Origin of the sequence: Cypionkella sp., from assembly GCF_034376685.1 — a bacterium.
Lineage (GTDB): Bacteria > Pseudomonadota > Alphaproteobacteria > Rhodobacterales > Rhodobacteraceae > Cypionkella.
Genome location: NZ_JAXMJJ010000091.1, coordinates 25,420 through 49,988 on the forward strand (window position 1 = coordinate 25,420; position 24,569 = coordinate 49,988).

General features: G+C 59.0%; 25 protein-coding genes. 12 read left to right on the forward strand and 13 right to left on the reverse strand.

Features of this window, described 5'->3' with window-relative positions; translation table 11 throughout:
* The first annotated feature begins 144 nt into the window (after positions 1 to 144).
* Positions 145 to 1,251 (forward strand): alpha/beta hydrolase, encoded by a 1,107-nt coding sequence (locus tag U1A24_RS17050; RefSeq protein WP_322323182.1) that lies wholly within the window; start codon positions 145 to 147, stop codon positions 1,249 to 1,251.
* Between the two features lie 658 nt (positions 1,252 to 1,909).
* Here U1A24_RS17050 and U1A24_RS17055 read toward each other — a convergent pair.
* The 3 genes from U1A24_RS17055 to U1A24_RS17065 form a co-directional block, all read right to left on the reverse strand.
* Positions 1,910 to 2,500 carry a Smr/MutS family protein gene (locus tag U1A24_RS17055; protein WP_322323183.1) on the reverse strand — a complete coding sequence of 197 codons (591 nt, stop codon included), beginning with the start codon at positions 2,498 to 2,500 and terminating at the stop codon, positions 1,910 to 1,912.
* Positions 2,501 to 2,502: 2 nt separating this feature from the next.
* A complete protein-coding gene (locus U1A24_RS17060; protein ID WP_322323184.1) occupies positions 2,503 to 3,522 on the reverse strand; it encodes a murein transglycosylase A in 1,020 nt (339 codons plus the stop codon).
* A 117-nt stretch (positions 3,523 to 3,639) separates the two neighbouring features.
* Positions 3,640 to 4,299, reverse strand: coding sequence for a Tim44/TimA family putative adaptor protein (locus U1A24_RS17065; protein WP_322323185.1), 660 nt, complete (start codon positions 4,297 to 4,299; stop codon positions 3,640 to 3,642).
* A 111-nt stretch (positions 4,300 to 4,410) separates the two neighbouring features.
* On the opposite strand from U1A24_RS17065, the gene U1A24_RS17070 reads away from it, so the two are divergent.
* On the forward strand, positions 4,411 to 4,887 hold the full coding sequence (locus U1A24_RS17070) for an FxsA family protein (RefSeq protein ID WP_322323186.1): 477 nt from the start codon (positions 4,411 to 4,413) through the stop codon (positions 4,885 to 4,887).
* Between the two features lie 54 nt (positions 4,888 to 4,941).
* Positions 4,942 to 5,418: a protein-export chaperone SecB gene (gene secB / locus U1A24_RS17075; protein WP_322323187.1), complete on the forward strand. Its 477-nt coding sequence runs from the start codon at positions 4,942 to 4,944 to the stop codon at positions 5,416 to 5,418.
* A 53-nt stretch (positions 5,419 to 5,471) separates the two neighbouring features.
* On the opposite strand, the gene U1A24_RS17080 is transcribed toward secB, so the two are convergent.
* The 5 genes from U1A24_RS17080 to U1A24_RS17100 are packed head-to-tail and all read right to left on the reverse strand — an operon-like array spanning position 5,472 to position 9,252.
* On the reverse strand, positions 5,472 to 6,485 hold the full coding sequence (locus U1A24_RS17080; protein ID WP_322323188.1) for an NAD-dependent epimerase/dehydratase family protein: 1,014 nt from the start codon (positions 6,483 to 6,485) through the stop codon (positions 5,472 to 5,474).
* Positions 6,486 to 6,544: 59 nt separating this feature from the next.
* Positions 6,545 to 7,240, reverse strand: coding sequence for a DNA polymerase III subunit epsilon (dnaQ, locus tag U1A24_RS17085; RefSeq protein ID WP_322323189.1), 696 nt, complete (start codon positions 7,238 to 7,240; stop codon positions 6,545 to 6,547).
* On the reverse strand, positions 7,233 to 7,820 hold the full coding sequence (gene coaE, locus U1A24_RS17090; RefSeq protein WP_322323190.1) for a dephospho-CoA kinase: 588 nt from the start codon (positions 7,818 to 7,820) through the stop codon (positions 7,233 to 7,235). The genes dnaQ and coaE overlap by 8 nt, the downstream gene beginning before the upstream one ends.
* Positions 7,817 to 8,656, reverse strand: a complete 840-nt coding sequence (locus U1A24_RS17095) for a shikimate dehydrogenase (RefSeq protein WP_322323191.1) — start codon at positions 8,654 to 8,656, stop codon at positions 7,817 to 7,819. Before U1A24_RS17095 ends, coaE begins: the two co-directional genes overlap by 4 nt.
* Positions 8,653 to 9,252, reverse strand: coding sequence for a Maf family protein (locus U1A24_RS17100; RefSeq protein ID WP_322323192.1), 600 nt, complete (start codon positions 9,250 to 9,252; stop codon positions 8,653 to 8,655). Before U1A24_RS17100 ends, U1A24_RS17095 begins: the two co-directional genes overlap by 4 nt.
* Positions 9,253 to 9,650: 398 nt before the next feature.
* On the opposite strand from U1A24_RS17100, the gene hemJ reads away from it, so the two are divergent.
* The 7 genes from hemJ to U1A24_RS17135 all read left to right on the forward strand — a co-directional run bounded on the left by hemJ (position 9,651) and on the right by U1A24_RS17135 (position 17,147).
* The gene (gene hemJ / locus U1A24_RS17105; protein WP_322323193.1) at positions 9,651 to 10,100 is read left to right on the forward strand and encodes a protoporphyrinogen oxidase HemJ; all 450 of its coding nucleotides are present in this window, start codon (positions 9,651 to 9,653) and stop codon (positions 10,098 to 10,100) included.
* A 140-nt stretch (positions 10,101 to 10,240) separates the two neighbouring features.
* Positions 10,241 to 11,512, forward strand: coding sequence for a transcription termination factor Rho (gene rho, locus U1A24_RS17110; protein WP_322323194.1), 1,272 nt, complete (start codon positions 10,241 to 10,243; stop codon positions 11,510 to 11,512).
* A gap of 126 nt (positions 11,513 to 11,638) precedes the next feature.
* Entirely contained in the window at positions 11,639 to 12,922 is a 1,284-nt protein-coding gene (gene mnmE / locus U1A24_RS17115; protein ID WP_322323195.1) for a tRNA uridine-5-carboxymethylaminomethyl(34) synthesis GTPase MnmE, read from the forward strand.
* 11 nt (positions 12,923 to 12,933) lie between these two features.
* Positions 12,934 to 14,799, forward strand: coding sequence for a tRNA uridine-5-carboxymethylaminomethyl(34) synthesis enzyme MnmG (gene mnmG, locus U1A24_RS17120; protein ID WP_322323196.1), 1,866 nt, complete (start codon positions 12,934 to 12,936; stop codon positions 14,797 to 14,799).
* Positions 14,796 to 15,422 carry a 16S rRNA (guanine(527)-N(7))-methyltransferase RsmG gene (gene rsmG, locus U1A24_RS17125; protein WP_322323197.1) on the forward strand — a complete coding sequence of 209 codons (627 nt, stop codon included), beginning with the start codon at positions 14,796 to 14,798 and terminating at the stop codon, positions 15,420 to 15,422. Before mnmG ends, rsmG begins: the two co-directional genes overlap by 4 nt.
* Positions 15,415 to 16,242, forward strand: coding sequence for an AAA family ATPase (locus tag U1A24_RS17130; RefSeq protein WP_322323198.1), 828 nt, complete (start codon positions 15,415 to 15,417; stop codon positions 16,240 to 16,242). Before rsmG ends, U1A24_RS17130 begins: the two co-directional genes overlap by 8 nt.
* The gene (locus tag U1A24_RS17135) at positions 16,242 to 17,147 is read left to right on the forward strand and encodes a ParB/RepB/Spo0J family partition protein (protein WP_322323199.1); all 906 of its coding nucleotides are present in this window, start codon (positions 16,242 to 16,244) and stop codon (positions 17,145 to 17,147) included. Before U1A24_RS17130 ends, U1A24_RS17135 begins: the two co-directional genes overlap by 1 nt.
* 12 nt (positions 17,148 to 17,159) lie before the next feature.
* On the opposite strand, the gene hemW is transcribed toward U1A24_RS17135, so the two are convergent.
* From hemW to rph, 4 genes are read right to left on the reverse strand one after another with little or no spacing between them, the layout of a single operon-like run.
* Positions 17,160 to 18,317, reverse strand: coding sequence for a radical SAM family heme chaperone HemW (hemW, locus tag U1A24_RS17140; RefSeq protein WP_322323200.1), 1,158 nt, complete (start codon positions 18,315 to 18,317; stop codon positions 17,160 to 17,162).
* Positions 18,318 to 18,319: 2 nt separating this feature from the next.
* A complete protein-coding gene (locus U1A24_RS17145) occupies positions 18,320 to 18,694 on the reverse strand; it encodes a RidA family protein (RefSeq protein ID WP_322323201.1) in 375 nt (124 codons plus the stop codon).
* Positions 18,691 to 19,299, reverse strand: coding sequence for an RdgB/HAM1 family non-canonical purine NTP pyrophosphatase (gene rdgB / locus U1A24_RS17150; protein WP_322323202.1), 609 nt, complete (start codon positions 19,297 to 19,299; stop codon positions 18,691 to 18,693). The genes U1A24_RS17145 and rdgB overlap by 4 nt, the downstream gene beginning before the upstream one ends.
* Positions 19,299 to 20,018: a ribonuclease PH gene (gene rph, locus U1A24_RS17155; RefSeq protein ID WP_322323203.1), complete on the reverse strand. Its 720-nt coding sequence runs from the start codon at positions 20,016 to 20,018 to the stop codon at positions 19,299 to 19,301. The genes rdgB and rph overlap by 1 nt, the downstream gene beginning before the upstream one ends.
* Before the next feature lie 114 nt (positions 20,019 to 20,132).
* Here rph and hrcA point away from each other — a divergent pair, with 114 nt between their 5' ends.
* Both hrcA and U1A24_RS17165 read left to right on the forward strand, forming a co-directional pair.
* The gene (gene hrcA / locus U1A24_RS17160; protein WP_322323204.1) at positions 20,133 to 21,203 is read left to right on the forward strand and encodes a heat-inducible transcriptional repressor HrcA; all 1,071 of its coding nucleotides are present in this window, start codon (positions 20,133 to 20,135) and stop codon (positions 21,201 to 21,203) included.
* 38 nt (positions 21,204 to 21,241) lie between these two features.
* Positions 21,242 to 21,775, forward strand: coding sequence for a nucleotide exchange factor GrpE (locus U1A24_RS17165; protein WP_322323205.1), 534 nt, complete (start codon positions 21,242 to 21,244; stop codon positions 21,773 to 21,775).
* Between the two features lie 107 nt (positions 21,776 to 21,882).
* Here U1A24_RS17165 and mutS read toward each other — a convergent pair whose 3' ends face one another.
* A complete protein-coding gene (gene mutS, locus U1A24_RS17170; RefSeq protein WP_322323206.1) occupies positions 21,883 to 24,528 on the reverse strand; it encodes a DNA mismatch repair protein MutS in 2,646 nt (881 codons plus the stop codon).
* Between the last annotated feature and the right edge of the window lie 41 nt (positions 24,529 to 24,569).

Genomic DNA, 24,569 nt, shown 5'->3' on the forward strand with positions numbered 1-24,569 from the left:
AACCCTGAACGATACCACCTAAACCTTTGATAAATATGGCTTGTATCCCATTACCACGCGCGGACACATCTTTTCCGCATCTGCAACATAACGTCACTTGACCCGCCAGTTGAAACCCCAGAGTTTGACGGAAAAAGGCGTGCCATGATCCGATCTCTGCTTATCTTCTCGCTGACCCTGATGCTGGCCTGCTCGCCGCGCGGCCATGTCACGCTTGACCCGCAGGCGGCCTCTGTGGGGCAGGTGGAGCGGATCTTTATCGGCACCACCCGCAAGCAGGATCAGGACGGGTCTTTCGGAACCTATCGTTCAGAACAGATCAACTTTGCCCGCTATGATGTTTCGGTGCCGCCAGATCGCCAGCTGGGCGAGATCAACTGGCCACCCCGCCACGGCAAAGCCAATCCGGCCAAGCATTTCCTGACCACGGATCAGATCGTCTATCAAAACGACGTGCTGTTCCGCAAAGAGCTGCACGGCGAGTTGGCGGCGAATGGCGGCGAAGCGGTGATCTTTGTGCACGGCTATAACAACAACTTCTCTGAAGGGGTGTATCGGGTCGCGCAGTTTTCGCATGATCTGAAACTGCCCGGCGCGGTGGTGCATTATGCTTGGCCATCGGCGGCAGAGCCGCTGGGCTATGCGTATGACCGCGATTCCGCGTTGTTTGCGCGGGATGGGCTGGAAAGCCTGATGCATGAGGTGGCGGGGGCGGGGGCGAAGCGGATCTTGATCGTGGCGCATTCGATGGGGGCCGGGCTGACGATGGAAGCGCTGCGGCAAACCGCGATCCGGGGGGACAAGAAGACCTTGAGTCTGATCGGCGGGGTGGTCTTTATCTCGCCGGATATCGACGTCGATGTGTTCAAAATCAGCGCCCATGCGATGGGGGCATTGCCGCAGCCATTTGTGATCTTTGGCTCGGACCGGGATAAATATCTGCGGTTGTCGGCGCTGTTGACCGGGCAGGATGAAAGGTTGGGGTCGCTGACCGATGTGTCGCGGGTGGCGGATCTGAAGGTGACGTTCATGGATGTGGGCGCGTTCTCGAAAGGGTCGGGGCATTTTGTGGTTGGGGATTCGGCGGCTTTGATTGCGATTCTGGACCGGTTGGGCGACGTTTCCAACGCGTTCGAAGCGGACAGGCAGGCGCGGATCGGGTTGCTGCCGGGGGTGGTGATGACGGTGCAGAATGCGACCCAGATCGTGTTGCGGCCTGTGGCAACGGTGGCTTCGGATTTGACACGCTAGGTGTGGTCCCGAGTTGGGACCGTATTTTGAAATTAGTAAAATCAATGGCTTAAGGTTTTCGTTAAAGATTTGGTAACTAATTTCTTATCTAGGTTCATTTGAAATAATGCAGCATCTGGCTCAGCCTTCACCAGTCAAGCTTGATACTATCGAACCCTTTGATTTTGAATCGATTTTGTTCCAGAACCACACAAACACTGTATGATTCCAACGGCTTATTCGATCACACGTGCAAAAAGCCATTTTTCAGATTGATCGTCCCTGTTCAAAATGCATAATAGATGAAAGGCCCACGAAGGCGGGCCTTTCTTTGGTAATTGACCTGTCACCGTGAGAAGTTAAAGGTCAGTTGTCGCGGTTTCGGATAACGGCGGGTGTGCGCTTTAACGCATTCCCGTCTACCAAAGCGAGTTCTGTCGTATTGACGAACCTTTACCACAGTAGCCTCCTATTCAGTCCGCAGTATGCGCTACCGCTGCGACTTGGGACGGAGTGTCCCAAATTTTAGTTCCTCCCCTGTTTCCTGCTCAGTGTGTCCATAACATGAACAGATTACGACCCCGCATCCAATGCGACAACGTATTTTTCATCCTTATACACCAGATTTTGTGCTTGACCTGAAGTGGCGCGCTGCCCGTGGCATCACGGAATTGTAATCTTAGCGTCTGCGCAGGTAGATGTAATAGGCCCCGGAGCCGCCGTGTTTCAGGTGCGCTTCGGAGATTTGCAGCACGGTAGGGCCAAGCGGCGGCAGGCGCAGCCATTGCGGAACCTGATGGCGCAGCGCGCCCATGCGTTGCGGGATCGGGCCTACATCATGGCCGCGTTTGCCTTTTCCGGTGATCACCAGAACCAGCCGCATTCCCGCGCTTTGGGCGTTGAGGATGAAGCGGATCAGCTCGGGGTGGGCTTCGGAGAGGGTCATGCCGTGCAGGTCGATGCGGGCCTCGGGAGAGAGCTTGCCACGGGTCATTTTGCCGTGGGTTTTGGCATCCATCTGCAAGGGCGCTGCGGCGAGGCTTTCGGACAGGCTGGGCAGAATATCATGGCCGGGCTTGCTGCGGGATTTTTCGCCCAAGCGAAACAACGGCAGCCGCGGCGTGGCCGGGGCTGCGGTTTGTGTCGGTTTGGGCTTTGGCTCGGTGGGTTTGAGGAAGACATGGCCCATCGGGTGCATCGGCTTGGCGGTGCGGGCGACGGTTTGCCAGATTTCTTCTTCTTCGGGGCGCAGAGTGCGGCGGCGAACCATGATCAGCCTTCCGGCAACATGGCATAGGCGCGGTCGATCGGCAGCAGCAGGATCATCCGGCCACCATCTTTGATCGTGCCAGCGGCATCACCGGCGGCGTCGCCGGTGCCATAGAAAATATCGGCGCGTTGCGGGCCTTTGATGGCACCGCCGGTGTCTTGCGCAATCATCAGGCTGCGAATGGGATTGTCGCCGGCTTTCTCGATCCAGACCGGGACGCCAAGCGGGGTAAAGGCGGGATCGATGGCAACCGAGCGCAGGGTGGTGATCGAGCGGCCCATGGCCCCAATCGGGCCTTTGTCAGCGGGCAGATCGGCGATCTTGCGGAAGAAAATGTAGGACGGGTTGACCGACAACAGGGCATTGCCTGCGGTGGGGTTGGAGCGGACATAAAGCTTGATGTCTTGCGCCGAAACCTGATCGGGGGTGCGCATGCCGCGCGCGATCATTTCCTTGCCGACCGAGCGATAGGCATGGCCATTGCGGCCTGCGTAGCCGACACGGATGACATGACCATCGGTCATGCGAATGCGGCCAGAGCCTTGGATTTGCAGGAAAAACACCTCTACCGGATCTTCCAGCCAGGCGATTTCCAAGCCACGGCCGCGCAGGGCACCAGCCTCGATGGTGGCGCGGTCGTGGTAGACCTGACCATCGCGGAGATCTGGCGGGCGGGCGTAGATCGGGTAGGCGAAGCGGGGGGTGCGGGTGTAGGAGCCGTTGAGTTCGGGTTCAAAATAGCCGGTGAACAAAGCGGGTGGAGTGCCGATCAGCACCGGTTTGAACATCAGTTCGAAAAACGCTTTCGCCGAAGCGTCAGAAGCCCCGGCATCGGCGGCCAGCTTGCAGATCGGTTGCCAATCGGGCGCGTCGAGCCTGTCGCAGGTTGCCAGGAAAGACGTGAGGGCGGCGGCGTGGTTGTCGTCCGCCCAGCCGTCCAGCGCCTCAAAATCCAGCATTTGCGCCGGGGCGGGCGCGGCTGTCATGCCGAGGGCCAGAATGCAGGCGAGAAGCGCACGCATGCCTCTTGAGCGTGTTGCGTCGATTTGACCTTGGTTGCAAAGCCGAGCGCGTTTGCGCTGCAATCGCTGCCTCGGTTTCGCAAGCAAGGATTTGATTGCAGGGAGACGCAACACGCTTCAATCACTGGTGCCGACGAGTTGCCAATTCGGGTCTTGCACGCCCATGCGGCGCGCGAAGGTCCAGGATTCGCGCTGGCGTTTGACCTCGGTGGCGGAGCCTTCGATGATCTCGCCCGCCTTGTTGCGCACCAGCGAGGTCAGTTCGCCAGTGTAGCGCAAGGTGATTTCTGCGGTGCGGGTGGTGGCATCAAATTCAGCATCGGCGAGGTGCATTTCGCGCAAGCCAAGGAAATTGGCCTCGACGGTTTGGCCCGCACTTTCACGGGCATTGATGGCTTGGGTGAAGGAGGCTTCAACCTCATCGCCAAGGAAGGGGCGCACCGCGTCGATATCGCCGCGCTCAAACGCCATCAGGATCATCTCATAAGCGCCGCGCGCGCCGTGCAGGAATTCACCGACGGAGAAGCCGGGCTCGGCCTGTTTCATCGCGGCCAAAGCGAGGGCTGTGGGGCTGCCTGCCGGGGCGTGATCGATGATGTCGAGATCGACGCCATCCTCCGGGACGGGCGACACCAGTTTTGGCTGCGGATGGGTTGGGTCTGCCGGAAGCGGCGGCTTTTCAAAACCTTCGCGCGTGCCAAGCACAGCACGCAATTTCAGGATCAGGAACACAGCGATTCCGGCCAGAACGAGCAGTTGAATCAGGGAGGAATTCATCAGGCGCCTCAAATCGGGCCCGGGGGGTTGGTGATCCGGGCGTTGAAACCTTATGTAGGTGTTGGGGGCGTCCAAGTCTATGGTTTGGGCGCGCGAATGCACCGCGAATAGATGAGGACGACCGAGATGTGGGTTTTTGCGCTGATTCTGGCATGGCCTTTGCTGGAAATTGGGCTGTTTGTGGTGGTTGGCGGCTGGATCGGGCTGTGGGCCACGCTGGCTTGGGTGGTTTTGAGTGCGATGCTGGGGATCGGATTGATCCGCTGGCAGGGCATGGGGGCGTTGCGCGAGGTGCGGGGTGGTGGCGGTATCGCTGCGTTGCAGCCGATGGCGCATAGTGCGTTGATCATGCTGAGCGGGATGTTGCTGATCCTGCCGGGGTTTTTCACCGATTTTCTCGGGTTGCTGCTGCTGGTGCCGCCGGTGCGGACCGGGTTGATTGCGGTGCTGGCGGCCCGCGTGCAGCTGCATGGTGTTGTGCGGCGGCGGGGCGAGGCCGACTGGGTGGATGCGGAATATGAGGAAGTGGTGCCAGACCGCGACAAGATTGGCGGGACAACGCGGCCTTCCAAGTGGGGCGAGGATTGAGGCGCGCTGCATGACCTGCTAGGGGTATGCAGGATTTTTCAGGGAGTGGGTCTTATGGCCGAGGAAAATGGCGGCGCGCCGCAGATCAAGATGTCGGTTCTGGCGCAGTTTGTGCGGGACATGTCGTTTGAAAACCTGGTGGCACAGAAGGGGCTGACGGCTTCGGAAGTGCAGCCCGATATTCAGGTGCAGGTCAGTCTGGATGCGCGCAAGCGGGCGCAGGATCATCAGTATGACATCGTGACTAAGTTCAAGGTGACCTCGAAAAACAAGGTGAACGGCGATACGCTGTTTCTGCTGGAGGTCGATTACGGCGGGGTTTTCCATGTCGAAGGCGTGCCGGAAGAGCAGTTGCATCCGTTCCTGATGATCGAATGCCCGCGGCTGATGTTTCCCTTCGTGCGGCGGATTATCTCGGATGTGACGCGCGACGGGGGTTTCCCGCCGCTGAACATCGATACGGTGGATTTTCTGGCGCTGTATCGGCAAGAGATTGCGCGGCGGGCGCAGCCTGCTGCTGTTGCGAACTGATTTCACGCGATTGCGTTCTGAGGGCCGACCTTGCGGGGTCGGCCTTTTGCGTTTCAGATTTGGTAATAGTCGCGATACCAGCTGACGAAGGCGGTCATGCCGTCGCGGACATTGGTTTTGGGTTGATAGTTGGTGAGTGTTTTCAACAGGTTGGCATCTGCCCAAGTGGCCACGACATCGCCGGTTTGCATTGGCATGTAGTTGCGGATGGCTTTGCATCCGGTGGCGTCTTCAATCGCCTCGATGAAATCCAACAGTTTGACTTTGTCGGAATTGCCGATGTTGACGACGCGGTAAGGCGCGGCGGGCGAGAGGCTGTCGCCCGGGGGGATGTCTGCGGGGGTGGCGGGACGCTGGGGGGTGGCGTCGATCAGCAGGCGGATGCCGCGCACGAGGTCATCGACATAGGTGAAATCGCGCCACATATCGCCGTTGTTGTAAATGTCGATCGGGGTGCCTTCGAGGATGCCTTTGGTGAATTTATAGGGTGCCATATCGGGGCGACCCCAAGGACCGTAGACGGTGAAGAAGCGGAACATGGTGACAGGCAAGCCGTAGATATGGGCGTAGGAATGCGCCATACCCTCATTCGCCTTTTTGGTGGCCGCGTAGAAGGTCAGTGGGGTTTCGGTTTTGTGGGTCTCTAGAAACGGCATTTCGGTGTTGGCGCCGTAGACCGATGAGGTGGAGGCCATCAGCAGATGCTCGACCTGAAGCTCGCGGGCTAGATCGAGAACGTTGAAGCCGCCGACAAGGTTGGCATTCAGATAAGCGCGTGGGTTTTCAAGGCTATAGCGGACGCCAGCTTGGGCGGCGAGGTGGATGATCACCTGCGGATTGGCGGCGCGCATCGCGGATTCGAGGGCTGACTGATCTTCGAGCATGGCCTCGGTGTTGCTGAAATTGGGGTTTTGTTGCAGCATGGCGAGGCGGCGCTGTTTGAGCCTGACATCGTAGTAGTCGGTCATACCGTCGTAACCCGCGACGCGAAAACCCTCCGCCAGCAGGAGTTTGCAGAGGTGATAGCCGATGAAGCCTGCGGATCCGGTGACGAAGATGGTTTTCATAGGGGCCTTTTGGTTTGGGCGATCAGGCGACGAGGGTTCAACTTGCGTTTTCGGCGTTGTCAGAGCCGCTTTTTCCAGATCGCCGCTGCGCCAATTTTTTCGATGAAAGCGATGTGGGCGGCGGATTCCGCCTCGGTCAAGCGGGGCGGCAGCGGGATTGGGCGCGGGCGGGGCCGCCAATCGGAGGCGGTTTGTGTGGCAGTTGGATTGCTTTGTTGCGTCGGATTGAGGCCGAAATCGGGTTGTCGGCCGCCGACGAGTTCGAGATAGACCTCTGCCAGCAGTTCGGAGTCAAGCAGAGCGCCGTGCTTTTCGCGGCCTGAGTTGTCGACACCAAAGCGACGGCACAGCGCGTCGAGCGTGGCGGGTGAGCCGGGGAATTTCCGGCGCGCGATCATCAGCGTGTCGGTGGCGCGGGTCATCGGCAGGCTGGGCAGGTTGACCGCCGCCAGCTCGGCATTGAGAAACTTCATGTCGAAGCTGGCATTGTGGATGATCAGCTGCGAGTCGCCAATGAAATCAAGGAAGGCTTGGGCGATGGATCTGAACACGGGTTTGTCGCGCAGGAAGTCATCGCCAAGGCCGTGCACGTCGAAGGCCTCTTTCGGCATCATCCGTTCGGGGTTGATGTATTGGTGGTAGGTTTTGCCGGTCGGCAGGTGGTTGAACAGTTCGACCGCGCCGATTTCGACGATTCGATCGCCTTCGGAGGGCTCAAAGCCGGTGGTTTCGGTGTCGAGGACGATCTCACGCATGGCGGGCTCGGATATGGGCGATCAGGGCTTTGACATAGGCCTCGGTGGCGGAAAGGTCCAGCGTTTCAACGATATGGGTTGCGAGGCTGCGTTTCTGGGCGTCGGGCATTTGTCGCGCGAGGATGGTCTGAAAGTGGGATTCTGTCATGCCGGGGCGTTGCAACACGCGGTCGCGTTGCAGATCAGCCGGGGCGGTGACGAGAAGGGTGGCGTGAAATTCGTGCTGGCTGGATTTCTCGAACAGCAGTGGGATGTCGAGGACCGCAATGTCGGCGGTGGTTTTGGCGAGGAAAGCGGCGCGGTCGGCCGCGACAAGGGGATGGGTGATGGCTTCGAGTTTGGTCAGCAAAGCAGGATCTCTGGCTATCGCGCGCTTCAATGTTTCACGTGAAACATCCCCGTTTACAGCGGCTTCGGGGCAGATTTCGTGAATGGGGGCGACGGCGGAGCCGCCAGTGGCGTAGAGGCGGTGAACGGCGCTGTCGGCATCCCAGACCGGCAGGCCCGCTGCAGCGAACATCGCGGCGGTGGTGGATTTGCCCATGCCAATGGAGCCGGTGAGGCCGAGCCGGAAGGTCATGCGGATAGCACGGCTTGGCGGGTGGCTTCGTCAACCTCTGGCCTTTGGTCGAACCAGCGCTCAAAGCCGGGGGCCGCCTGATGGAGTAACATGCCAAGGCCGTCGACTGTGGTGCAGCCCTTTGCTTCGGCTTCCAGAAGGAATTTTGTTTTCAGTGGGTTATAGACCAGATCGGTGACAAGCGCATCGCGTTCAAGGCCGTCCAGCGGCACCCGGAAATCAGATTTTCCTGACATGCCCAGCGAGGTGGTGTTGATAACGGTGGCCGCCCCTTCCAGCATGTTGGGGGCCCGCACCCAATCATAAATCTGCAGTTTTGCGCCAAAATCCGCGCGCAGGGCCTGAGCCCGTGGCTGGGTACGATTGGCGATGCGAATCTCTGGCACGCCGACCTCGATCAAGGCGGCGACGACGGCGCGGGCGGCACCGCCTGCGCCAAACACCGCGGCGGGGCCAGCGGTGGGATCCCAATCTGGCGCGTTCTGCCGCAGATTGGCGATGAAGCCCGCACCATCTGTGTTGTCGGCGTGAATGCGACCATCTTTGCGAAAAATCAGCGTGTTGGCGGCACCGATCAGAGCGGCACGGTCAGTCACAACATCGGCGATTTGCAGGATGGCTTCTTTGTGGGGGATGGTGACGTTGACGCCAACAAAGCCAAGTTTCGGCAGAATTTCAAGCACTTGTCGCAAGTCTTCGGGGGCCACATCCATCGGAATGTAGTGGCCCTTGATGCCATAGCGCTGCAACCAGAAGCCGTGCAGCGCGGGCGAACGGCTGTGGGCAATCGGGTGGCCTATGACGCCGGCAAGCGGGATGCGGGGCAGATCGGTCATGTTGAGATAAAGCCTCTGGTACCTAAATAGCCGATCAAGGGGAGGAGGGGCAGGCCGAGAATGGTGAAATAATCGCCCTCGATCGCGGAAAACAGGCGGATGCCTTCTTCTTCGAGTTTGTAGCCACCAACGGCGTGCCGGAGCGCGTGCCAGTTGCGCGTGATGTAATCATCCAGATAGCTGTCGGAGAGATCACGCATCGTCAGTTTGGCCTCTGACATATGGCGCCAGATCGGTTTGCCGCCATCATAAAGCACCAAAGCCGAGATCAGCTGGTGGGTTTGACCGCGAAAGCCGGTCAGCTGCGCGCGGGCCTCTTCCCGGGTTTCGGGTTTGCCAAAGACCTGCCCCCTGAAGGCAAGGATCTGGTCGCAACCCAGCACAAGCGCATCGGGGTTTTTCTCGGCCAGTTTGCGCGCCTTCATTTCGGCCAGCGCATCGGCAATATCGCGGGGAGTGGCAGCATCCGCCTGAAGCGATTGCCGAATGAGGTCTTCGTCGATCCGCGCTGGCTGCGCTGTCACCTCAAGCCCTGCGTTGCGCAACAGCTGCAGGCGGATCGGCGATGCAGAGGCTAGAAGCAGGGGGCGCGGCATGGGGGCGGCCTTGTGGATAAGCTGTGTTTGTTCCGGCATGTGGATTTGGGGGTAAGCCCTCGTCAGCGCCGAAAAGGCGGGATGGGCGGGATTTTGTCAAGCACAGAGGCCAGGCTCGGCGGGTTTGCCCACATGGGGATGGCGCAAAAGTAAAGTTGTGCGCGAGCGATATATCCAGAAGCTGTGGAGCAACTTGTATCGGATAATTTTCGAGTATCACATTGATTTATAATGTATAAATTCGCACTCTCGAAACTGTTCTAAAGTTACACACAGCCCCGGACTTGGGGATAGATACCGGGAGAACCCGGGAAATTCTGTTATCCACGGCCCCTACATCATCATCTATCTTTCTAGAATCTATTCTTTAAGAAGAAGCTAAGAAGTGAGGTGATCCTGTGGGCGACTTTCTGGCGACGTATTATCCTTGGATAAAAGCTTTGCACGTGATCTCGGTGATTGCCTGGATGGCGGGGCTGTTCTACCTGCCAAGGCTGTTTGTCTATCATGTCGAACAGGTGGAGGCAGGATCTGCCACCGATGCGATGTTTCAGGTGATGGAACGTCGATTGCTGAAGGCGATCATCAATCCCGCGTCTGTGGCGACCTGGGTGTTTGGTCTGGGCTTGGTGTTCACGCCGGGCATTGTGGATTGGACGGCGGTTTGGCCCTGGACCAAGGCGTTCTGTGTGATTGCGATGACGGTGTTTCATCACTGGCTGGGGTGGCGGCGGAAGGATTTTGTGGCGGGCAGCAACCGCCTTACCGGCCGACAGTATCGTATGATGAACGAAGTGCCGACGTTGCTTATGATGATTATCGTGATCTCGGTCATCGTGAAGTTCTGAAATCGCTCATTTGAAATCCTTGACTTGGGCGCAGGCTGGTCTTAGGTGGACGCCAGCGCGGCCATTCGGCCATTCCGCTTTCCATTGACATTGCTGCTGCTGGCCCAAGTGTGGGGTCGCGCGCCTGAGGTGAATTCCCGATGACCGTTGAGCATTTGAATCTTGCTGATCTGAAAGCCAAGACCCCGGCCGAGCTGCTGGCGATGGCAGAAGAATGGGAGATTGAGAACGCGCCAAGCATGCGCAAGGGCGAGATGATGTTCTCGATCCTGAAAGAGCATGCCGAAGAAGGTTGGGAAATTGGCGGCGATGGTGTGCTGGAAGTGCTGCAGGATGGCTTTGGATTTCTGCGCTCGCCGTCCGCCAACTATCTGCCCGGACCAGATGATATTTATGTCTCACCCGATATTCTGCGGCAGTTCAGCTTGCGCACCGGCGATACCATTGAGGGCGTGATTCAGGCACCACGCGACAATGAGAAGTATTTCTGCATGACTAAAGTCACGCGGATCAACTTTGATGACCCCGAAAAAGCCCGTCACAAGGTGCATTTCGACAACCTGACGCCGCTTTATCCGGATGAACGGTTGAAGATGGAAGTCGAGGATCCGACGATCAAGGATCGCTCGGCCCGAATCATTGATCTGGTTTGCCCGATCGGCAAGGGCCAGCGCGCCTTGATCGTGGCACCGCCGCGTACCGGTAAGACCGTGTTGTTGCAGAATATTGCCAACTCTATCGCGGTCAACCACCCGGAATGTTATCTGATCGTGCTGCTGATCGACGAGCGGCCCGAGGAAGTTACCGACATGCAGCGCTCGGTGAAGGGCGAGGTTGTATCCTCGACCTTCGACGAGCCGGCGACGCGGCATGTGGCGGTGGCCGAGATGGTGATCGAGAAGGCCAAGCGTCTGGTTGAACACAAACGCGATGTGGTGATCTTGTTGGACAGCATCACCCGTCTGGGCCGCGCATTCAACACGGTGGTGCCGTCTTCGGGTAAGGTGTTGACCGGTGGTGTGGATGCCAATGCGCTGCAGCGGCCGAAGCGGTTCTTCGGTGCGGCTCGAAATATCGAAGAAGGCGGATCACTGACAATCATTGCCACTGCGCTGATTGATACCGGCAGCCGGATGGACGAGGTGATCTTTGAAGAATTCAAGGGCACGGGTAACAGCGAGATCGTGCTGGATCGTAAGGTCGCCGATAAGCGGGTGTTCCCGGCGATTGATATTCTGAAATCCGGCACCCGGAAGGAAGATCTGTTGGTCGAGAAGACCGATTTGCAGAAAACCTATGTGTTGCGTCGGATTCTGAACCCGATGGGCACGACAGATGCGATTGAATTCCTGATCTCGAAGTTGAAGCAAACCAAAAGCAACGGTGAGTTCTTCGAGTCGATGAACGCATAACCAGCGTTTCTGGAGCGCGGCGGGTTCAGATTGAATCGAAAACGCTGGCTCCTGCATCCGCTTGAACGCGTTTTCGATAAGAACGTTTCTATTCAAACCTGACACGCTTTCATCAAGGGCTTGGCTATGGACACGATTTTTGCCCTCGCCTCGGCGCGGGGTAAGGCGGGCGTTGCGGTGGTCCGGCTTTCCGGGCCAATGGCACATGATGCCGTGGCCAAGCTGTGTCTGCCACCTCGGCTGCGGCAGGCTGGGCTGCGGCGTTTGATCTGGCAGGGTGAAGTGTTGGACGAGGCGCTGGTGGTGCTGTTTGCGCAGGGTGCAAGCTTTACCGGCGAGGCCAGTGCCGAGTTGCAGCTGCATGGCAGCACGGCGGTTGTGGCGCGGGTGTTGCAGGTTCTGGCGGCGCTTGATGGCTTGCGGATGGCCGAGGCAGGCGAGTTTACCCGACGGGCGCTGGAGAACGGTCGGCTTGATCTGTCGCAGGTCGAGGGCCTTGCCGATTTGATCGACGCAGAGACCGAGGCGCAACGCAAGCAGGCGTTGCGGGTGTTGTCGGGGGCTTTGGGGCAGCGGGTCGAGGCGTGGCGGTTGGATCTGGTGCGCGCTGCGGCCTTGATCGAGGCGACGATTGATTTTGCCGATGAGGATGTGCCACTGGATGTGACGCCGGAGGTTACAGCTCTGATCGACGGGTTGTTGGTGCAATTGCGCGCCGAGTTGGCGGGCGCGGTCGCGGCAGAGCGGATACGCGATGGTTTTGAGGTGGCGATCGTTGGCGCGCCAAACGCTGGAAAATCTACACTTCTCAATGCTTTAGCGGGGCGGGAGGCGGCGATCACCTCGGAAATTGCGGGGACCACTCGGGATGTGATCGAGGTGCGGATGGATATCGCTGGGCTGTCGGTTACTTTGTTGGACACGGCAGGGCTGCGCGATTCAACGGATTTTATTGAGCGTCTTGGCGTCGAACGCGCGCTGGATCGGGCGCGGCAGGCTGACCTGCGGGTGTTTTTGCAGGCAGATGCTGATGAGGTGTTGATGCTGACGCCAGAGGTTGATGATCTGGTGGTGTTGGGTAAAGCGGATATGCGTGAGGGCGTGGCGCGCGCGGTTTCGGGCAAGACCGGGGCCGGAGTTGATTGGCTTATCGCCGAGATTGCGGAGCGGCTGTCAGGGCGGGCGGCCTCTGCGGGCTTGCTGATCCGTGAGCGTCAGCGTATCGCGATGCAGACGGCGGTGTCTGGATTGGAATCGGCGCAGCGGCACATGGTTCAGGCGCAGGATTTGCCAGAGTTGGTTGCGGCGGATTTGCGCGCGTCAATGCGCGCTTTGGAAGCTATGCTGGGAAGAATCGATGTCGAGAATCTGCTCGATGAGATATTCTCTAGTTTCTGCATCGGGAAGTGAGGTTGTTTCACGTGAAACATTTTGATGTGATTGTCATTGGCGGTGGCCATGCTGGCGCTGAAGCGGCAGCGGCCTCTGCACGGATGGGCGCACGGACGGCTTTGATCTCGTTGCGCCGTGATGGCATCGGTGTGATGTCGTGCAATCCGGCAATCGGCGGGCTTGGCAAGGGCCATCTGGTGCGAGAAATCGACGCGATGGACGGCATCATGGGTCTTGCGGCGGATCGTGCTGCGATTCAGTACCGTTTGCTGAACCGGCGCAAGGGCCCGGCAGTGCAGGGGCCGAGGGCACAAGCCGACAGAAAACTGTATCGGGTTGCGATTCAGGATTTGTTAAGTGCTGAGGCGAACCTGACGATACTGGAAGGCGAAGTCGTTGCATTGAAACAGGAAAACGGCAGAGTGACTGGTGTTACTCTGGCAGATTCTGTGGATGTGACGACGGGTGCAGTTGTCCTGACGACGGGCACTTTCTTGAATGGCGTCATTCACGTCGGCGACCAGCGGCGGCCGGGTGGGCGGATGGGGGATCGACCATCCGTGCTGCTTGCAGAGCAGTTGGCAGCGCTGGGACTGGCGCGCGGCCGGTTGAAAACCGGTACGCCGCCGCGTCTGGATGGTACCACGATCAATTGGGATGTGTTGGAAGTGCAACCGGGTGATGAAGATCCCGTGGTATTTTCCTTCATGAACAAGCAACCGCAGGTGCGGCAAATTGCCTGCGGGATCACCCACACGAATGAGAACACCCATGAGATCGTGCGCAAAAATCTGAGCCGGTCGGCGATGTATGGCGGTCATATTGAGGGGATCGGGCCGCGGTATTGCCCGTCCATCGAGGATAAGATCGTTCGGTTCGCCGACAAGACGTCGCATCAGGTGTTCCTGGAGCCTGAAGGGCTGGATGATAGCACGGTCTACCCCAACGGGATTTCGACCTCCTTGCCGCAAGATGTGCAGGAGGCCTATGTCCGCTCTATTGTCGGGCTTGAGAATGTGCGGATCACGCAGCCAGGCTATGCGATTGAGTATGACTATTTTGACCCGCGCGCGCTTGATCTTTCGTTGCAGTTGAAGGCGATGCCGGGCCTGTTTCTTGCCGGTCAGATCAATGGCACCACCGGTTATGAAGAGGCGGCAGCACAGGGTCTGCTGGCCGGTCTGAACGCAGCGGCCTTGGCGCAAGCAAAGGATCCTGTGCATTTTAGCCGTGCTGAAAGCTACATCGGAGTTATGGTTGACGATCTGACAACGCGTGGTGTCACCGAACCCTATCGCATGTTCACATCGCGCGCAGAATATCGCCTGACGCTGCGAGCCGACAATGCAGATCAAAGACTTACGCCGGTAGGGCTTGATTTGGGGTGTGTTGGGGATGACCGCAAGGCAGCGTTCCTGTCGAAGAGCGAGAGGCTTGCAGCTGCGGCGGGCATTTTGCAGCAAAAGGCATTCTCACCGACAGAATTGCACAAGGTTGGCATTATGCTTAGTCAGGACGGCGCACGGCGCACCGCGCAGGCGCTGATGGCCTTGCCGGATGTGACTGTTTGGCAAATTGCCGAACTGGTGCCGGAGTTCGCAAGATTCACGCCAGAGATTCAGCAGCAGACAGCGACGGATGCGTTGTATGCGCAGTATGTTGACCGGCAAAAGCTGGAGATTGCGGCTTTGAAGCGGGAGGAATCCGCGGAGATACCGGGCGGTTTCGTGTTCACGGGTTTGCCGGGTCTTTCGAACGAGCTGGGATTGAAGTTGTCGCATATCCGCCCTGCTAATCTTGCACAGGCGGCGCGGATCGAAGGCATGACACCGGCAGCGCTGACGCTGATTTTGGCGCATATCCGCAAAGCTCGGCGAGAGGCCGTCGCACAATGAATCGTGCCGAGGTTGTGGTTCCGGACTGGCTGAATGTTTCACGTGAAACATTGGAGAGGCTCTTTGACTATTGCGAACTGGTTGAAAAATGGAATCCTGCGATTAATCTTGTTTCAAAAGCGGGTATCGCTGATCTGTGGCACAGGCACCTTCTTGATTCAGCCCAACTCATCCAGCACATTCCGTTTCAAGGCAAGCTTTGGTGCGATCTGGGCAGCGGTGGTGGGTTTCCGGGTATGGTTCTGGCGATTCTTGCGAAAGAACTGCATCCCGGAACCAATATGGTTCTGGTGGAATCGGATCGTCGAAAATCGGTGTTTCTGTTAGAGGCCGCGCGGCTTCTGGATGTGGCTGTCAGCGTTAAAACGCAGCGTATTGAAGATCTTGAGCCACAGAATGCGGATGTGTTGACGGCACGCGCGCTGGCGCCATTGTCCAGCCTGTGTGATTTTGCATTCCGGCATCTGAAGCCCGAAGGTGTGGCGATCTTTCCAAAAGGGGCAGCGGCTGCGCGCGAAGTTCAGGACGCCAAGCAGCTATGGCGATTCGACCTTGAGCAGGCGCAAAGCCACACTGATCCCGCTGCGCTGGTTTTGGCCTTGAGGGGTATTCGCCATGCATGACCTCATCGGCACTGACGGGCCGCGCATTCTCTCGATTGCCAACCAAAAGGGTGGAGTGGGCAAGACAACCACCGCGATCAATCTGGCTGCGGCTTTGGTTGAACAGGGCGCGCGGGTGCTGTTGGTGGATCTGGATCCACAAGGCAATGCTTCGACCGGGCTTGGATTCGCGCCGACGGATCGCAAGAAAACCACATATGATCTGCTGTTGGATGAAGCACCGCTTGTCGAAACGGTCGTCGGCACCGAGTTCCCCGGGCTGCTGCTCTGTCCCTCCAGTGCCGACCTGTCTTCCGCCGATATTCAGCTGGTGGCGAATGAGAAGCGCAGCTTTTTGTTGCATGATTCCCTGCGTGAACCTCGTGTTGAAACGCTAGATCTTGATTTCATTCTGATAGATTGCCCGCCGTCGCTGAGCCTGCTGACGGTCAACGCAATGGTGGCCAGTCATGCCGTTCTGGTTCCTTTGCAGGCCGAGTTTTTTGCGCTTGAGGGCTTGTCGCAGCTGATGCTGACCATTCGGGAGGTCCGGCGCAGCGCCAATCCGGGGCTGCGCATTGAAGGCGTTGTCCTGACAATGGTGGATGGCCGCAACCGGCTTTCACAGCAGGTCGAGCATGATGCGCGCTCGACCTTGGGTGATTTGGTGTTCAAGACCATGATTCCGCGCAATGTGCGGCTCAGTGAAGCGCCGTCTTATGCGCAACCCGTCCTCAGCTATGACAGTGCCTCAAAGGGATCGGAGGCGTACCGGGCCCTTGCGTCCGAGATTTTACTGCGGCATCCGGTTCGGAATCGTTTCAAAGAGGAGATCATCTGATGGAAAAGAAGTTCGATCGGCGCGGGCTGGGCCGCGGCCTTTCTGCGCTTATGGCGGATGTGAACCTTGACGTGATCTCTGCCGCAGCCGAGACGCGTCGTTCTGAGCTGATGCTGCCGGTTGAAAAGATCGTTCCGAACCCCGATCAGCCGCGCCGCGATTTTGAGCCACAGGCGTTGCAGGATCTTGCCGATTCGTTACGTCAAAAGGGGGTCATCCAGCCGCTGATCGTGCGCAGGAAGGCCAATCAGGATCTTTACGAAATCGTTGCCGGGGAACGACGTTGGCGGGCGGCTCAAATCGCGCAACTGCATGAATTACCAGTGATTGTTCGTGAGTTCAGCGATTCTGAAGTGCTGGAAATTGCAATCATCGAGAATATCCAGCGCGCAGAACTGAATTCCATAGAGGAAGCGCTGGCATATCGACAGCTGATGGACCGATTTGGCCACACCCAGGAAAAAATCGCCGAGGCGTTGTCGCGCAGCCGCAGCCATATTGCCAATCTGCTGCGATTGTTGGCATTGCCCGATGATGTGCAGCAGATGGTTAAATCTGGCACGCTGTCGGCCGGACACGCGCGGGCGCTGATCACCAGCGGTAACGCCACGGAACTGGCGCGGCAGGTGGTTGGACGCGGGCTTTCGGTGCGGGATACCGAAGAACTGGTGCGAAAATCCGCCGTCGACCCGGCGAAGCGTCGGGCCCTGCGGCAGCGCGGCGAAAAGGATGCCGATACACGGGCGCTGGAGTCGGATCTTTCGGCCAATCTGCACATGTCAGTGCAAATTGATCACCTGCCAGGCGGGGAGGGCGGCAAGCTGACAATCAGCTATCGCTCGTTGGATCAGCTGGATTTGCTCTGCCGGGTTTTGTCGGTGATACCGCGCGATGCTGAATTCTAGACCCGCGAAGCCTTAACACGTTGCGAGATCGCGGAGGATGGCGTTCAGTACCATGCGGCCCTGCGGCGTCGTCCGCAGCCGGTCGCCATGCGTCTCAACCATGGAAATTTCTGACAGATCCTGGATTTTCTGCGAATTGAGCGCTTTGCCTGAAATGTTCTGATAACGCGTCAGATCCAGGCCTTCGCTCAGCCGCAACGACATCAGCAGATACTCCAGGCTGTGCTCTTCCATCGTCAGAACGCTGCGCGGCAATTCGGGGATTTTGCGAGATTGCACCATGCCCAGCCACAGCGCTGGGGATTTCGGGGCCTCGGTCGCGCACCGCTGCCCGTTGAGCGTCATCCGTCCGTGCGCTCCGGGACCGATGCCAATGTAATCCCCGCCACGCCAATAGATCAGATTATGACGGGATTCGCAGCCGGCTTTGGCGTGGTTTGAGACCTCATAAGCCGGCAAGCCCGCCATCTCACACAGCTCTTGTGTCGCCTCAAACATCTCGGCGGACAGATCTTCGCTGGGCAGGCCCTTCAGCCCGCCCTTTGCAAACCGGTCAGCGAAAGCGGTACCGTCTTCAATGGTCAACTGATAGAGCGACAAGTGATCAATCGCCAATTCCAGCGCGCGGCCAAGCTCTTCGCGCCACGCGGTCAGGGTCTGATCTTGGCGCGCATAAATCAGATCAAAGCTGACGCGATCAAAGCAAGATCGTGCAATGTCAAAGGCTTGTCTGGCCTCTTGCGCAGTGTGCTTGCGGCCAAGTTTGCGCAAATCCTCATCGTTCATCGCCTGCATGCCCATTGATACCCGCGTCACGCCTGCCTGCTGAAACCCCCTGAAGCGACCCGCCTCAACCGAGCCCGGATTGGCTTCAAGGGTGATTTCGGGATCGTTCGACATGGGCCAGGTCGCGCGGATACGCTCGATGATCGCCGCAACCAGATCTGGGGCCATCAGAGACGGGGTGCCTCCACCGAAAAAAACGGAGTTCAGAATCCGACCTTGGGTTTCCTGCCCCAGTCGATCAATTTCTGAGAGATAGGCGCGCTGCCACTGGCTTTGGTCAATCTGCGTCGCGACATGGCTGTTGAAATCGCAGTAGGGGCATTTCGACTCGCAATACGGCCAATGCAGATACAGCCCAAAGCCGCCATGTTGCCAGTCTTCCATTGCTAGCCTTTGAACGCGGTGATTTCGATTTCGACTTTCATCTCGGGGCGAATCAATCCCGCAATCACCATGGTTGCGGCGGGCCGGATCTGCCCCAAGACTTCACCCAGCACCGGCACCAGATCATCGACCAAATCTGCTGCGATCACGGTATATTGCACGCGGACGATATCAGCCATGTCAAACCCGGCCTCAGCCAGAACGCCGGTGATCGTGGTAAAGCAGTTGCGTGCCTGATCGGCAATGCCGTCGGGCATCTGCATCGTGGCATAGTCATACCCGGTGACGCCCGAGACAAAGCACCAGCCGCCCTTCACCACGGCGCGGCTGTAGCCCATCGTCGCCTCAAACGGCGAGCCTGTCGAGATATGTTTCACGTGAAACATCCTTCTACCAATTTGCGAAAGGCATCAGCCCGGTGGCTGATCTGGTTCTTCTGCCAGCGGTCCATTTCCCCAAAGGTCAAATCGCCGCCCAAAGGCTGGAAGATCGGGTCATACCCATGCCCCTGATCGCCCCGCATCGGCCATACCACCTGTCCGGGCATCACACCCTCAAACACTTCATCATGGCCATCCGGCCATGCCAAAACCAAGGTGCAGCGAAACTGCGCTAACCGAGGCTCCGGCGCGGCAATCTCTTCCAACCTGCTCCAGGTCTTCTGCATCGCCATGACAAAATCCCGCCCGGTCGGGGTCTCTGCCCAATCTGCCGTATAAACACCCGGAGCGCCATCAAGGGCATCAATCGTGATGCCGGAATCATCGGAAAGCGCAGGCAGGCCGCTTGCCTGTGCTGCGGCATGGGCTTTGATCCTGGCATTGCCAACAAAACTATCCTCGGTTTCAGCAGGCTCCGGCAGGCCAAGTTCGCCCGCCGACACCACCGAAATTCCAAATCCTTCCAACAGCTTGGCGATTTCCTCAAGCTTGCCGCGATTATGCGTCGCCACCAAAAGCCGGTTGCCCGAGAATTTCCGCATCACGCCAACCCCAAAGCCGCCTTCTGTGCCGCAACCAGCCTGGCAACCCCGGACTCGGCCAGATCCAGCAATTCGCCCATCTCATCGCGCGAGAAGGTGGCACCCTCGGCCGACATCTGCACCTCAATCATCCGTCCCCGTCCGGTCAGGATGAAATTGCCATCCGTTCCCGCTGCGGAATCCTCAGGGTAATCCAGATCCAACACCGGCTGCCCGGCATAAATCCCACATGACACCGCTGCGACATGGTCGATCATCGGATCACTGACAATCACCCCAGCCTTCAACAGCTTGTTCATCGCCAAGCGCAAAGCCACCCAGCCGCCGGTGATCGAGGCACAGCGGGTGCCGCCATCGGCCTGGATCACATCGCAGTCGATCACGATCTGCCGCTCGCCCAAAGCCGAGCGGTCCACGCCAGCGCGCAATGCCCGCCCGATAAGCCGTTGAATTTCTTGTGTTCTGCCAGATTGTTTGCCTGCTGCCGCCTCGCGACGCATCCGCGAATTCGTCGCGCGCGGCAGCATGCCATATTCTGCCGTCACCCAGCCCAAACCAGTATTCTTCAGAAACGGCGGTGCCTTGTCTTCAATCGTGGCCGAGCACAGAACATGGGTCTCGCCCATCTTGATCAGGCAAGAGCCTTCTGCATGTTTCATCACGCCGATTTCCATAGAAACCGCGCGCATTTCGTTCAATTTCCGACCAGAGGGGCGCATCGCATCATCCTTTTTCGCTTTGTTCCAGATAGTCCCGCGCCCCACTCCGATGCAACCCTCATTGACGTTCGCAGCCGAGCCTCCTTAATGGAGGTGAGCAGCAGGGATTCCCAAATGAGCGATGGCGCCAAGATCCTGTCCGAGATGAACGACCGCTCCCGCGAAGTCTTCCGCCGCGTCGTCGAAGGCTACCTTGCCTCCGGTGATCCGGTCGGCTCGCGCACGCTGACCCGCAGCATGTCGGAACGGCTTTCTGCCGCGACCATCCGCAATGTCATGCAGGATCTTGAACTTCTGGGCCTGCTCGACAGCCCGCACATCTCGGCGGGCCGGATTCCCACCCAGCAGGGGCTGCGGATGTTCGTCGATGGCCTGCTCGAAGTCGGCACGGTGGCCGCCGAGGATCGCCAGTTGATCGACACAGCTTCGGCCAGCAATGATCAGGATATCACCAGCCTGCTGGATCATATCGGCGGCACGCTCTCGGGCATCACCCGGGGGGCCTCCGTCGTGCTGGCCCCGAAAGCTGAAGCACCGATCCGCCATATCGAGTTTGTCAGCCTCGCCGCCGACCGCGCCCTTGTCGTGCTGGTCTTTGCCAATGGCCATGTCGAAAACCGTGTCTTTACCCCGCCGCCCGGCCAAACCCCGTCGTCGATGCGCGAGGCGGCGAATTTCCTCAACGCGCTGGCCGAGGGCAAGACGCTTTCAGAACTGCGCCGCAATATCGTCCAGGATATCGCCAACCGGCGTCAGGAGATTGATTCGCTGGCCCGCGCGCTGGTCGAAAGTGGCATCGCACTTTGGGACAATTCAGATGAACATGCCGAGCGTCTGATTGTGCGCGGCCGTTCCAATCTGATCGAAAACTCGGCCGAATCCCAAGACATCGACCGCATCCGCATCCTGTTCGACGACCTCGAACGCAAGCGTGATATCGCCGATTTTCTGGAATTGGCCGAAACTGGCGAAGGTGTGCGCATTTTTATCGGTTCCGAGAACAAACTCTTCTCACTTTCGGGTTCCTCTCTGGTGGTCTCTCCCTATATGAACGCTGATCGCAAGATCATTGGTGCGGTGGGCGTGATCGGACCGACCCGGCTGAACTATGGCCGGATTGTTCCGATCGTCGACTACACCGCCCAACTGGTCGGCAGGCTTTTGTCCGAACGTGGTTCGGGCTAAGGCAGGCCAAAGACGGAACGTATGTAAGGAAGACGAAGATGGCGCAGGAAAACACCGCCCCAGAGGCCGAAGATCTCGCAGGTCTGGAAGATTTTGTCGCAGCTGAAGAACTCGACGCCCTGCGCGCCGAGCGCGATGATATGCGTGACCGCTTCATGCGCGCGCTGGCTGATGCCGAAAACGCCCGCAAGCGCGGTGAGCGCGATCGCCGCGAGGCCGAGCAATATGGCGGCTCGAAACTAGCGCGGGATATGTTGCCGGTCTATGACAACCTCAAGCGCGCGCTGGATGCCGCCACCGAGGAAACCCGCGCGCAGGCCGGAGCTTTGATCGAAGGGTTGGAACTGACCCTGCGTGAGCTGACCAATGTGCTGAAAAAGCATGGCGTGGATGAGATCAACCCCGCGATTGGGGAGGTTTTCGATCCGCAGCAGCACCAGGCGATGTTCGAAGCCCCGTTGCCGGGCACCAAAGCGGGGCAAATTATTCAGGTGATGGGCGTCGGCTTCATGCTGCATGACCGCCTGCTGCGTCCGGCGCAGGTTGGCGTGTCGTCGAATACCCAAGGCTGATTGCTTGGCTGGAGCCGGAGGGTTTCACACCCTCCCAGTCACATTGGCCGATGGCCAATGTGACCTCCCTCCCGTGGAGTATCTCCGAAAGAGCAAATAAACTTGACTCAATTTTTCAGCATATCTTTCAACTCATAGACCAGCCGCAGCGCCTGCATCGGTGTCAGCTCGTCCGGCAGCACGTCTTTCAGCGTCGCCTCCACCTTAGACTCCTTCACAACCACCTTCGGCGCAGGCGCTGGCATCGCCCGAAACAGCGGCAGATCGTCAATCAGTGCTTTCTGTCGCGACCCGCCCTCGCGTTCGCCGGATTCCAGCGCCTCCAATACCACCTTTGCTCGTTCAATCACCGTGGCAGGCAGCCCGGCCAGCCGCGCCACCTGCACGCCATATGAGCGATCCGCAGCACCCTTCTTGACTTCATGCAGGAAAATCACCTCACCGTCCCACTCCTTGACGGTGACGGTGGCATTTTCAACCCCCGCCAGCTTACCGGAAAGCGCTGTCATTTCATGGTAATGCGTTGCGAACAAAGCGCGGCAGCGGTTGGTTTCGTGCAGATGCTCCATCGTCGCCCAAGCAATCGACAGACCGTCATAGGTCGCGGTGCCGCGGCCAATCTCGTCCAAAATCACCAAGGCGCGATCATCGGCTTGGTTCAGGATCGCCGCAGTTTCGACCATCTCAACCATGAAGGTTGAGCGCCCGCGCGCCAGATCATCCGAGGCGCCGACGCGGCTGAACAACTGGCTGACCAGCCCAATATGCGCCGAAGCCGCAGGCACAAAGCTGCCCGCCTGCGCCAGCAGCGCGATCAAAGCGTTCTGTCGCAGGAAGGTCGATTTACCCGCCATGTTCGGCCCGGTCAAAAGCCAGATCGCCGGGGTTTTTTCTTCGGTCAAGCCGCAGTCATTGGCAACAAACGCAGCCCCGCCCTGTCTGCGCAGGGCGCGTTCGACAACCGGATGCCGCCCGCCCGTCACCATGAAGGCGTGGCTGTTGTCCACCCTCGGCTCAGACCAGTTCTCCGCCGCAGCCAGATCAGCAAAAGCCCCGCTCAGGTCGATCTCCGCCAGCCCGCGCGCCGCCGCGCCAATCGGGCCAGATTGATCCAAAATTGCGGCTCTAAGCGCCTCATAGTGACGCTTTTCGATCTCCAGCGCCCGATTGCCAGCGTTGAGGATCTTCGTCTCAATCTCGTTCAAGGGAATGGTGGTGAAGCGCACCTGATTGGCGGTGGTCTGGCGGTGGATAAAGGTTTCCGACAAGGGGGCTGCGAACATCTTCTCGGCGTGCAGCGTGGTCGTTTCAATGAAATAGCCTAGCACATTGTTGTGCTTGATCTTCAGGCTTTGCACCCCGGACAGCGCGATATATTCCGCCTGCATCTGCCCAATCACGCCGCGGCCTTCGTCGCGCAAACGGCGGGTTTCATCCAAATCGGCGTCAAATCCCGTCGCGATATAGCCGCCATCGCGCGCCATCAGGGGCGGTTCGGCGATCAGAGCTTCATCCAGCAGGTCGATCAGCGTGCCATGACCAACCAGCGCTTTCGCGGCTTCGGCCAGCAGAGGCGGCACGTCTGATAGCCGAGCGGCGATGCTTTCTGCCTGCGTCAGCCCGGTCCGAATCGCTGTCAAATCGCGCGGCCCGCCGCGTTCCAATGCCAGCCGCGACAGCGCGCGGTCGATATCCGGCACGCGGCGCAGATCTTCCCGCAGATCTTCGCGCAAACGGCTCTGCCCTAGCAGAAACCGCACCGAGTCCAACCGCTGATGGATGACGCTCAGATCGCGCGAGGGGCTGGAAATACGGCGCTCCAACAGCCGCGCGCCTGCTGCGGTGGCCGTGCGATCCACGGCGGCCAGCAGAGACCCCTCGCGGCCGCCCGATAAGGCTTGGGTCAGTTCCAGATTGCGCCGGGTTGACGCATCAATCTGCATCGCACTGTTGGCGCTTTCGCGCACGGGCGAGCGCAGCAACGGCAATTTTCCACGCTGGGTGAGGTCGAGGTAATCAACCAGCGCGCCCATCGCGGCAATCTCGGCCCGACCAAAGCTGCCAAAAGCGTCCAGCGAGCCGACATTCCACAAAGCACACAGCCGACGTTCGGCGCTGGTGGAATCAAAACTGCCGCGCGAAAGCGCCGTCACAGCCGCCCCGGCTTCGGTCACGATCAACGCCAGATCGCGTTCCCGCGCCTCGGACACCAACACCTCACGCGGGGCAAGCCGCGCCAGTTCCGGCCCCAAGCGCACCTCGGGGCAGGGCATCACCCGCAATTCGCCGGTGGAAATATCGACCCAAGCCAGCGCGGACTCATCGCGCACTTCGGCAAAAGCCACCAGATAGTTGTGCCGCCGGGCTTCCAGCAGCGAATCCTCGGTCAAGGTGCCGGGGGTCACCAGCCGCACCACATCGCGCTTCACCACCGATTTGGAACCGCGCTTTTTCGCCTCGGCGGGGTCTTCCATCTGCTCGGCAATCGCCACCCGAAAACCCTTGCGGATCAGCGTCAGCAGATAGCCCTCGGCGGCATGGTAGGGCACGCCGCACAAGGCAATCGGCTTGCCGTTGTGAAAGCCGCGCTGGGTCAAAGTGATGTCCAAAGCCTCGGCCGCGGCGACGGCATCCTCAAAAAACATCTCGTAGAAATCGCCCAGACGGTAGAACAGCAAAGCGCCGGGGTTCTGCGCTTTGATTTCCAGATACTGCGCCATCATCGGCGTTACGGTGTCGTCGCTCACATTCATCCCCCTGATCGCCCCGCACCCTACAAAACCGGGTGCGCGAC

What these genes read in the sequence shown, in the direction of transcription:
- U1A24_RS17050 (WP_322323182.1), top strand. Translation starts at nt 145, where the DNA reads ATGATCCGATCTCTGCTTATCTTCTCGCTGACCCTGATGCTGGCCTGC.
- U1A24_RS17055 (WP_322323183.1), bottom strand. Translation starts at nt 2,500, where the DNA reads ATGGTTCGCCGCCGCACTCTGCGCCCCGAAGAAGAAGAAATCTGGCAA.
- U1A24_RS17060 (WP_322323184.1), bottom strand. Translation starts at nt 3,522, where the DNA reads ATGCGTGCGCTTCTCGCCTGCATTCTGGCCCTCGGCATGACAGCCGCG.
- U1A24_RS17065 (WP_322323185.1), bottom strand. Translation starts at nt 4,299, where the DNA reads ATGAATTCCTCCCTGATTCAACTGCTCGTTCTGGCCGGAATCGCTGTG.
- U1A24_RS17070 (WP_322323186.1), top strand. Translation starts at nt 4,411, where the DNA reads ATGAGGACGACCGAGATGTGGGTTTTTGCGCTGATTCTGGCATGGCCT.
- secB (WP_322323187.1), top strand. Translation starts at nt 4,942, where the DNA reads ATGGCCGAGGAAAATGGCGGCGCGCCGCAGATCAAGATGTCGGTTCTG.
- U1A24_RS17080 (WP_322323188.1), bottom strand. Translation starts at nt 6,485, where the DNA reads ATGAAAACCATCTTCGTCACCGGATCCGCAGGCTTCATCGGCTATCAC.
- dnaQ (WP_322323189.1), bottom strand. Translation starts at nt 7,240, where the DNA reads ATGCGTGAGATCGTCCTCGACACCGAAACCACCGGCTTTGAGCCCTCC.
- coaE (WP_322323190.1), bottom strand. Translation starts at nt 7,820, where the DNA reads ATGACCTTCCGGCTCGGCCTCACCGGCTCCATTGGCATGGGCAAATCC.
- U1A24_RS17095 (WP_322323191.1), bottom strand. Translation starts at nt 8,656, where the DNA reads ATGACCGATCTGCCCCGCATCCCGCTTGCCGGCGTCATAGGCCACCCG.
- U1A24_RS17100 (WP_322323192.1), bottom strand. Translation starts at nt 9,252, where the DNA reads ATGCCGCGCCCCCTGCTTCTAGCCTCTGCATCGCCGATCCGCCTGCAG.
- rho (WP_322323194.1), top strand. Translation starts at nt 10,241, where the DNA reads ATGACCGTTGAGCATTTGAATCTTGCTGATCTGAAAGCCAAGACCCCG.
- mnmE (WP_322323195.1), top strand. Translation starts at nt 11,639, where the DNA reads ATGGACACGATTTTTGCCCTCGCCTCGGCGCGGGGTAAGGCGGGCGTT.
- rsmG (WP_322323197.1), top strand. Translation starts at nt 14,796, where the DNA reads ATGAATCGTGCCGAGGTTGTGGTTCCGGACTGGCTGAATGTTTCACGT.
- U1A24_RS17130 (WP_322323198.1), top strand. Translation starts at nt 15,415, where the DNA reads ATGCATGACCTCATCGGCACTGACGGGCCGCGCATTCTCTCGATTGCC.
- U1A24_RS17135 (WP_322323199.1), top strand. Translation starts at nt 16,242, where the DNA reads ATGGAAAAGAAGTTCGATCGGCGCGGGCTGGGCCGCGGCCTTTCTGCG.
- hemW (WP_322323200.1), bottom strand. Translation starts at nt 18,317, where the DNA reads ATGGAAGACTGGCAACATGGCGGCTTTGGGCTGTATCTGCATTGGCCG.
- rdgB (WP_322323202.1), bottom strand. Translation starts at nt 19,299, where the DNA reads ATGCGGAAATTCTCGGGCAACCGGCTTTTGGTGGCGACGCATAATCGC.
- rph (WP_322323203.1), bottom strand. Translation starts at nt 20,018, where the DNA reads ATGCGCCCCTCTGGTCGGAAATTGAACGAAATGCGCGCGGTTTCTATG.
- hrcA (WP_322323204.1), top strand. Translation starts at nt 20,133, where the DNA reads ATGAGCGATGGCGCCAAGATCCTGTCCGAGATGAACGACCGCTCCCGC.
- U1A24_RS17165 (WP_322323205.1), top strand. Translation starts at nt 21,242, where the DNA reads ATGGCGCAGGAAAACACCGCCCCAGAGGCCGAAGATCTCGCAGGTCTG.
- mutS (WP_322323206.1), bottom strand. Translation starts at nt 24,528, where the DNA reads ATGAATGTGAGCGACGACACCGTAACGCCGATGATGGCGCAGTATCTG.